Annotated in this window: 7 protein-coding genes; all 7 read left to right on the top strand. The window is 65.6% G+C overall.

Going from position 1 to position 7,338, the window contains the following annotated elements:
• On the top strand, positions 1-300 hold a 300-nt coding region (accB, locus tag BAY1663_RS07000; RefSeq protein WP_037038948.1), incomplete at its 5' end, for an acetyl-CoA carboxylase biotin carboxyl carrier protein.
• 17 nt (positions 301-317) lie between these two features.
• Positions 318-1,667 (top strand): acetyl-CoA carboxylase biotin carboxylase subunit, encoded by a 1,350-nt coding sequence (accC, locus tag BAY1663_RS06995; RefSeq protein ID WP_037038946.1) that lies wholly within the window; start codon positions 318-320, stop codon positions 1,665-1,667.
• 143 nt (positions 1,668-1,810) lie between these two features.
• Positions 1,811-2,692 carry a 50S ribosomal protein L11 methyltransferase gene (prmA, locus tag BAY1663_RS06990; RefSeq protein ID WP_037038943.1) on the top strand — a complete coding sequence of 294 codons (882 nt, stop codon included), beginning with the start codon at positions 1,811-1,813 and terminating at the stop codon, positions 2,690-2,692.
• Between the two features lie 104 nt (positions 2,693-2,796).
• Positions 2,797-4,032 (top strand): DUF3426 domain-containing protein, encoded by a 1,236-nt coding sequence (locus tag BAY1663_RS06985; protein ID WP_037038941.1) that lies wholly within the window; start codon positions 2,797-2,799, stop codon positions 4,030-4,032.
• 205 nt (positions 4,033-4,237) lie between these two features.
• On the top strand, positions 4,238-5,251 hold the full coding sequence (gene dusB, locus BAY1663_RS06980) for a tRNA dihydrouridine synthase DusB (RefSeq protein WP_037038928.1): 1,014 nt from the start codon (positions 4,238-4,240) through the stop codon (positions 5,249-5,251).
• Positions 5,248-5,568: a DNA-binding transcriptional regulator Fis gene (gene fis, locus BAY1663_RS06975; RefSeq protein ID WP_003279911.1), complete on the top strand. Its 321-nt coding sequence runs from the start codon at positions 5,248-5,250 to the stop codon at positions 5,566-5,568. The genes dusB and fis overlap by 4 nt, the downstream gene beginning before the upstream one ends.
• 87 nt (positions 5,569-5,655) lie before the next feature.
• Entirely contained in the window at positions 5,656-7,260 is a 1,605-nt protein-coding gene (purH, locus tag BAY1663_RS06970) for a bifunctional phosphoribosylaminoimidazolecarboxamide formyltransferase/IMP cyclohydrolase (RefSeq protein ID WP_037038925.1), read from the top strand.
• Positions 7,261-7,338: the final 78 nt, after the last annotated feature.

Raw genomic sequence — 7,338 nt, 5'->3', positions numbered from 1 at the left:
CTCCGGCCCCCCGCCGCAGCTGCCGCGCCGGCTGCCGACGCGGCCCCGGCCGCACCCAAGCTGAACGGCACCGTGGTCCGCTCGCCGATGGTCGGCACCTTCTACCGCGCCTCCTCGCCGGAAGCCAAGGCCTTCGTCGACGTCGGCCAGACCGTGAAGAAGGGCGACATCCTCTGCATCGTCGAAGCCATGAAGATGATGAACCACATCGAGGCCGAAACCAGCGGCACCATCGAATCCATCCTGGTGGAGAATGGTCAGCCGGTCGAATTCGACCAGCCGCTGTTCACCATCGTTTGAACCGCGGAGAGCCAGCGATGTTGGAAAAAGTACTGATCGCCAACCGCGGTGAGATCGCCCTTCGCGTCCTGCGCGCCTGCAAGGAACTGGGCATCAAGACCGTGGCTGTGCACTCCACTGCCGACCGTGACCTGATGCACGTGTCGCTGGCCGACGAGTCCGTGTGCATCGGCCCGGCCTCTTCCGCCCAGTCCTACCTGAGCATCCCGGCCATCATCGCCGCCGCCGAGGTGACCGGCGCCGACGGCATCCACCCCGGCTACGGCTTCCTCGCCGAGAACGCCGACTTCGCCGAACAGGTGGAGAAATCCGGCTTCACCTTCATCGGCCCGACCGCCGACGTGATCCGCCTGATGGGCGACAAGGTCTCGGCCAAGGACGCCATGAAGAAGGCCGGCGTGCCGACCGTACCCGGCTCCGACGGCCCGCTGCCGGAAGACGAGCAGAAAGCGCTGCAGATCGCCCGCGAAGTGGGCTATCCGGTGATCATCAAGGCCGCCGGCGGCGGCGGTGGTCGCGGCATGCGCGTGGTGCACAAGGAAGAGGACCTGATCGCCTCGGCCAAGCTGACCCGCACCGAAGCCGGCGCCGCCTTCGGCAACCCGATGGTTTACCTGGAGAAGTTCCTGGTCAACCCACGCCACGTGGAGATCCAGGTGCTGGCCGACGGCCAGGGCAACGCCATCCACCTGGGCGACCGCGACTGCTCGCTGCAGCGCCGCCACCAGAAGGTCATCGAGGAAGCCCCTGCCCCGCTGATCGACGAAGAGGCTCGCCGCAAGGTCCAGGCCCACTGCGTGCAGGCCTGCATCGACATCGGCTACCGCGGTGCCGGTACCTTCGAGTTCCTCTATGAAGACGGCAACTTCTACTTCATCGAGATGAACACCCGCGTGCAGGTCGAGCACCCGGTCACCGAGATGGTCACCGGTATCGACATCGTCAAGGAGATGCTGCGCATCGGCGGCGGCGAGAAGCTGGCGATCAAGCAGAAAGACGTGGAGATTCGCGGCCACGCCATCGAATGCCGCATCAACGCCGAAGACCCGCGCACCTTCATGCCCAGCCCGGGCAAGGTGAAGCACTTCCACGCCCCGGGCGGCAACGGCGTGCGCGTCGATTCGCACCTGTACGACGGCTATGCGGTACCGCCGCACTACGATTCGCTGATCGGCAAGCTGATCACCTTCGGCGCCGACCGCGACGAAGCCATGGGCCGCATGCGCAATGCCCTGGACGAGCTGATCGTCGACGGCATCAAGACCAACGCCCCGCTGCACCGCGACCTGGTGCGCGACGCAGGCTTCTGCAAGGGCGGCGTGAACATCCACTACCTGGAAAAGAAACTGGGTATGGACAAGCACTAAGCTGCAAGCTGCAAGCTGCAAGCTGCAAGCTGCAAGCTGCAAGCATATGATGCACACCTCTGGAGCGGCCTCGGCCGCTCCTTCTTTTTTATTCATGCGGCTTGAGGCCTGAAGCTTGAAGCTGCTCCCGAAGGGAGTCTCCCATGTCCTGGCTGCAGATCCGACTCGCCATCACCCCCGAACAGGCCGAAGCGCTGGAAGACCAGCTGCTGGACCTCGGCGCGGTCTCCGTGACCTTCATGGACGCCGAAGACCAGCCGATCTTCGAACCGGATCTGGGCACCACCCCGCTGTGGTCGCATACCCATCTGCTGGCGCTGTTCGAAGCCGATACCGACCCCGACGCCCTGCTCGCCCACCTGCAGCTGCTACGCGGCACCGAGCTGCCGGAACACCAGGTCGAGCAGGTCGAGGACCAGGACTGGGAACGCAGCTGGATGGACAACTTCCAGCCGATGCGCTTCGGTCGCCGCCTGTGGATCGTGCCCAGCTGGCATGCCGCCCCCGAGCCCGACGCGGTCAACCTGCTGCTCGACCCGGGACTGGCCTTCGGCACCGGCACGCACCCGACCACCGCGCTCTGCCTCGAATGGCTGGACGCCCAGCATCTCGAGGGCCAGTCCCTGCTGGACTTCGGCTGCGGCTCGGGGATTCTCGCCATCGCCGGCCTGCTGCTGGGCGCCGAGCACGCCGTCGGCACCGACATCGACAGCCAGGCGCTGGAGGCCTCGCGCGACAATGCCGAACGCAACGGCATCGCCGCCGAACGCTTCGCACTCCATCTGCCCGAACAACTGCCGCAGGAGCCCGCCGACGTGGTGGTCGCCAACATTCTCGCCGGGCCGCTGGTGTCCCTTGCACCGCGCATCGGCGCACTGGTCAAGCCCGGCGGCCGGCTGGCGTTGTCCGGGATTCTCGCCGAACAGGCCGAAGAGGTCCGCGCCGCCTACGACGAGGCCTTCGAACTCGACCCGACCGCCATCAAGGACGGCTGGGTACGCATCAGCGGCGTACGCCGGCGTTGAGCGACATGCGGGCGCAGCCCACCGCTCACAACGACAGCGGCGTCACTGCCGCTGGGCGGTAGGCATGCGCTAGACTAGCCGGCACTTTCCCCGCGGAATCGCGCATGACCAGCTTCATCACCCAATGCCCTCATTGCAGCACCCGTTTTCGCGTCAGCCGCAGCCAGCTTCGCGCCGCGCATGGCACCGTGCGCTGCGGCGCCTGCATGGAAGTGTTCAATGCGGCTCGCCAGCTGCTGCGTGATGATCTCGACCCGACGCAAGCGCTGGCCGACCCGGCACCGCCCCGGGCCGTAGAGCCTCCCTTGCCGCCGGCCGCCCCCGCCGAGCCGGTGCGGCCGGCGCTCGAGGCCGACGAAACCCTGTGGATTCACGACGATCTCGACCTGGACAGCCTCGACCTCGACGAGGAACTGGCCAAGCTCGAGCGCCAGGAGCTCGAGCTGTCGCGCGATTTTCTCGAATTGCAGAATGCCTCCAGCCCAGCCACGCGCCTGCTCGATACGCGGCCGGAAGAAGAACGCATCCATGACGAAAGCTGGGCCGAGACGCTGCTCGACGCCGAAGCGCAGGACACTGACTCCGCGACCAAGCCGGACGCTGGAGGGGAGCCGGAGCCGATCAGCTTCACGCCGGTAACCGAGGCCGCACCGCAGCCCCCCAGCCCGCTCGCGACGAGCACCAGGCCATTGGCGAGCGCCAAGGCGCAGCAGGCGCAGACCGAACGCATCGAACCGGACTTCGACATTCCACCGGCAATCTCCTCGCCCCCTCGCCAGGAACCCGCCCTGCGTGACGAACCGCTGTTCGAACTCGAAGACGAGCCGCTGCAACTGGACTGGCAACAGCGCAAGAAACCCTGGGGGCGCTGGCTCGGCTGGGGCGCGCTGAATCTCCTGGCCCTGCTCGCGCTCGGCGCCCAGTACGTGGCCTACAACTACGACGAACTGTCGCGCCAGGCGCAATACCGCCCCTGGTTCGAGCGCATCTGCCCGACACTCGGCTGCAAGCTGCCGTCGCTGGTCGACATCGACCAGATCCGCAGCAGCAACCTGGTGGTGCGCAGCCATCCCGAGTTCAGCGGGGCGCTGGTGGTCGATGCGATCCTCTACAACCGCGCGGCCTTCGCCCAGCCTTTCCCGCTGCTGGAGATTCGCTTCGCCGACATCAATGGCAAGCTGCTGGCCAGCCGCAGCTTCAAGCCCGGCGAATACCTTTCCGGCGAGCTGGCGGGGCAGGCCCAGATGCCGCCGCAGGTACCGATCCACATCGCGCTGGACATCCTCGATCCGGGCGCCAAGGCGGTCAATTACAGCCTGAGCTTCCATTCGCCGGAATAACCCAAAGCCATCCCTGGCCTGAAAGCGCATCATGCGACGCCCGTGATGGCGTCCGCCATGGCTTGCAAACTCCTGGCGATAAGCTGGCCGCTGTTCAGAATTTGTTCAAAACAACCTTTAACCCGTCATGCGGAGCGGGTATTATGCCCACCCTTTTTTGCAGTCCCGATCGACCTAGCAAGCAGGCTCCAGGCAGGGAATCTTCATGTCAGCGGTACGCATCGGCCCTTACACCTTGACCAACCGGTTGATCCTCGCGCCCATGGCCGGCGTGACCGATCAGCCGTTCCGCCAGTTGTGCCGCCGCTTCGGCGCGGCCCTGGTGGTCTCGGAAATGCTCACCAGCGACGTGCGTCTGTGGAACAGTCGCAAGTCGCGTCTGCGCCTGCCGCATGCCGGCGAGCCGGAACCGCGTTCGGTGCAGATCGCCGGTGGCGATCCCGAGATGCTCGCCGAGGCCGCCCGGCGCAACGTGGAGCTGGGCGCACAGATCATCGACATCAACATGGGCTGTCCGGCGAAGAAGGTCTGCAACAAGGCCGCGGGTTCCGCCCTGATGCGCGACGAGCGCCTGGTCGGCGAGATTCTCGAGGCGGTGGTGGCCGCGGTGGACGTACCGGTGACGCTGAAGATCCGTACCGGCTGGGACCGGCAGAACAGGAATGGCGTCCGCATCGCCCGCATCGCCGAACAGTCGGGGATCGCCGCCCTCGCGGTGCATGGGCGGACCCGGGCCGATCTGTACACCGGCGATGCCGAATACGACACCATCGCCGCGATCAAGCAGGCGGTGTCGATCCCGGTGTTCGCCAACGGTGATATCGATTCGCCGCAGAAAGCCCGCCAGGTGTTGCGGGCCACGGGGGCCGACGGCCTGCTGATCGGCCGTGCGGCGCAGGGTCGCCCGTGGATCTTCCGCGAAGTGGAGCATTATCTGCGCACTGGCGAGCTGCTGCCGGCCGCGACGCTGGAAGAGGTCGAGACTATCCTGTTGCAGCATCTGCAGGCACTGCACGAGTTCTATGGCGAGGTGATGGGCGTGCGCATCGCCCGCAAGCATGTGGGTTGGTATCTCGCCACATTGCCGGGTGCACGGGAGTTTCGCGCCCGTTTCAATCATCTGGAAGACAGGGATGCACAGGGCTCCAGCATTCGGCAATTCTTCGCCGAACAACGCTCGGGGCCCGGCTCGGTGGATGGAACAGAGGTGGCCGCATGACGCTGTTGAATGAAACATTGGTAAGTGGAACGACATCCGTGAGTGACAACGTGAACCTGAAGCAGCACCTGAACACGCCGAGCGAAGCAGGCCAGACGCTGCGCGGCAGCGTCGAGAAAGCGCTGCACAACTATTTCGCCCGGCTCGAAGGTGCCGACGTCACGGACGTTTACAACCTCGTGCTCTCCGAAGTGGAAGCGCCGCTGCTGGAAACGGTGATGCACTACGTCAAGGGCAACCAGACCAAGGCCTCGGAATTGCTGGGCCTGAACCGCGGCACCCTGCGCAAGAAACTCAAACAGTACGATCTGCTCTGAAAAGCGGTGGCAGGTTGCAGGCTTGAGGCGGCAGGCCGCCCCGGCCTGGGACCTGTCGCCTCAAGCCTGTAGCCCTAGGAAACGTCAATGACCGACCAAACCACCCGCCTTCCCGTCCGCCGTGCGCTGATCAGCGTGTCCGACAAGACCGGCGTCGTCGATTTCGCCCGTGAACTCGCCGCCCTCGGCGTCGAGATCCTCTCCACCGGCGGCACTTTCAAGCTGCTGAGCGAGAACGGTATCGCCGCCGTGGAGGTCGCCGACTACACCGGCTTCCCGGAAATGATGGATGGCCGGGTGAAGACCCTGCACCCGAAGATCCATGGCGGCATCCTCGGCCGGCGTGACCTGGACGGTGCGGTGATGAGCGAGCATGGCATCCGGCCGATCGACCTGGTCGCAGTCAACCTCTACCCGTTCGCCGCCACCGTGGCCAAGCCGGGCTGCACACTGCCCGACGCCATCGAGAACATCGACATCGGCGGCCCGACCATGGTCCGCAGCGCGGCGAAGAACCACAAGGACGTCGCCATCGTGGTCAATGCCGATGACTACGCCGGCGTGGTCGCGAACCTGAAGAGCGGTGGCCTGACCTACGCCCAGCGCTTCGACCTGGCGCTCAAGGCCTTCGAGCACACCGCCGCCTACGACGGCATGATCGCCAACTACCTGGGCGGTATCGACCAGGCCGCTGAAACCCTCACCACCGAGGGCCGCAGCCTGTTCCCGCGCACCTACAACATGCAGTTCATCAAGGCGCAGGACATGCGCTACGGCGAGAACCCGCACCAGCAGGCGGCCTTCTATGTCGAGAAGCCGGAAGAAGCCTGCGTCGCCACCGCCAAGCAGCTGCAGGGCAAGGAGCTCTCGTTCAACAACGTCGCCGATACCGATGCCGCGCTGGAGTGCGTGAAAAGCTTCGTCAAACCAGCCTGCGTCATCGTCAAGCACGCCAACCCGTGCGGCGTGGCCGTGGTCCCGGAAGACGAGGGCGGCATCCGCAAGGCCTACGACCTGGCCTACGCCACCGATAGCGAATCCGCCTTCGGCGGCATCATCGCCTTCAACCGCGAGCTGGACGGCGAGACCGCCCAGGCCATCGTCGAGCGCCAGTTCGTCGAAGTGATCATCGCGCCCAAGGTTTCCCAGGCCGCCCGCGACGTGGTCGCCAGCAAGGCCAATGTGCGCCTGCTGGAATGCGGTGAATGGCCGGCCGAGCGCAGCCCGGGCTGGGACTACAAGCGCGTCAACGGCGGCCTGCTGATCCAGAGCCGCGACATCGGCATGATCACCGAGGCGGACCTCAAGATCGTCACCCGTCGTGCGCCCACCGAGCAGGAGATCCACGACCTGATCTTCGCCTGGAAAGTGGCCAAGTTCGTCAAGTCCAACGCCATCGTCTATGCCAAGAACCGCCAGACCGTCGGTGTCGGCGCCGGCCAGATGAGCCGCGTCAACTCCGCGCGTATCGCCGCGATCAAGGCCGAGCACGCCGGTCTGGCGGTACCCGGCGCGGTGATGGCCTCGGACGCCTTCTTCCCCTTCCGCGACGGTATCGACAACGCCGCCAAGGCCGGCATCACCGCGGTGATCCAGCCCGGTGGTTCGATGCGCGACGAGGAAGTCATCGCCGCCGCCGACGAGGCCGGAATCGCGATGGTGTTCACGGGTATGCGTCACTTCCGCCATTGATTGGCTGGTGGATGGCTTCGGCCATCCACCCTACTCCAGCCCTATTTCGTAGGTGGATAGCGCTTTTTCTATCCACCA

The organism is Pseudomonas sp. BAY1663 (genome assembly GCF_000582595.1).
In the GTDB taxonomy this organism is placed as follows: domain Bacteria; phylum Pseudomonadota; class Gammaproteobacteria; order Pseudomonadales; family Pseudomonadaceae; genus Stutzerimonas; species Stutzerimonas stutzeri_AF.
This window is presented reverse-complemented; position numbering and strand designations above follow the sequence as displayed.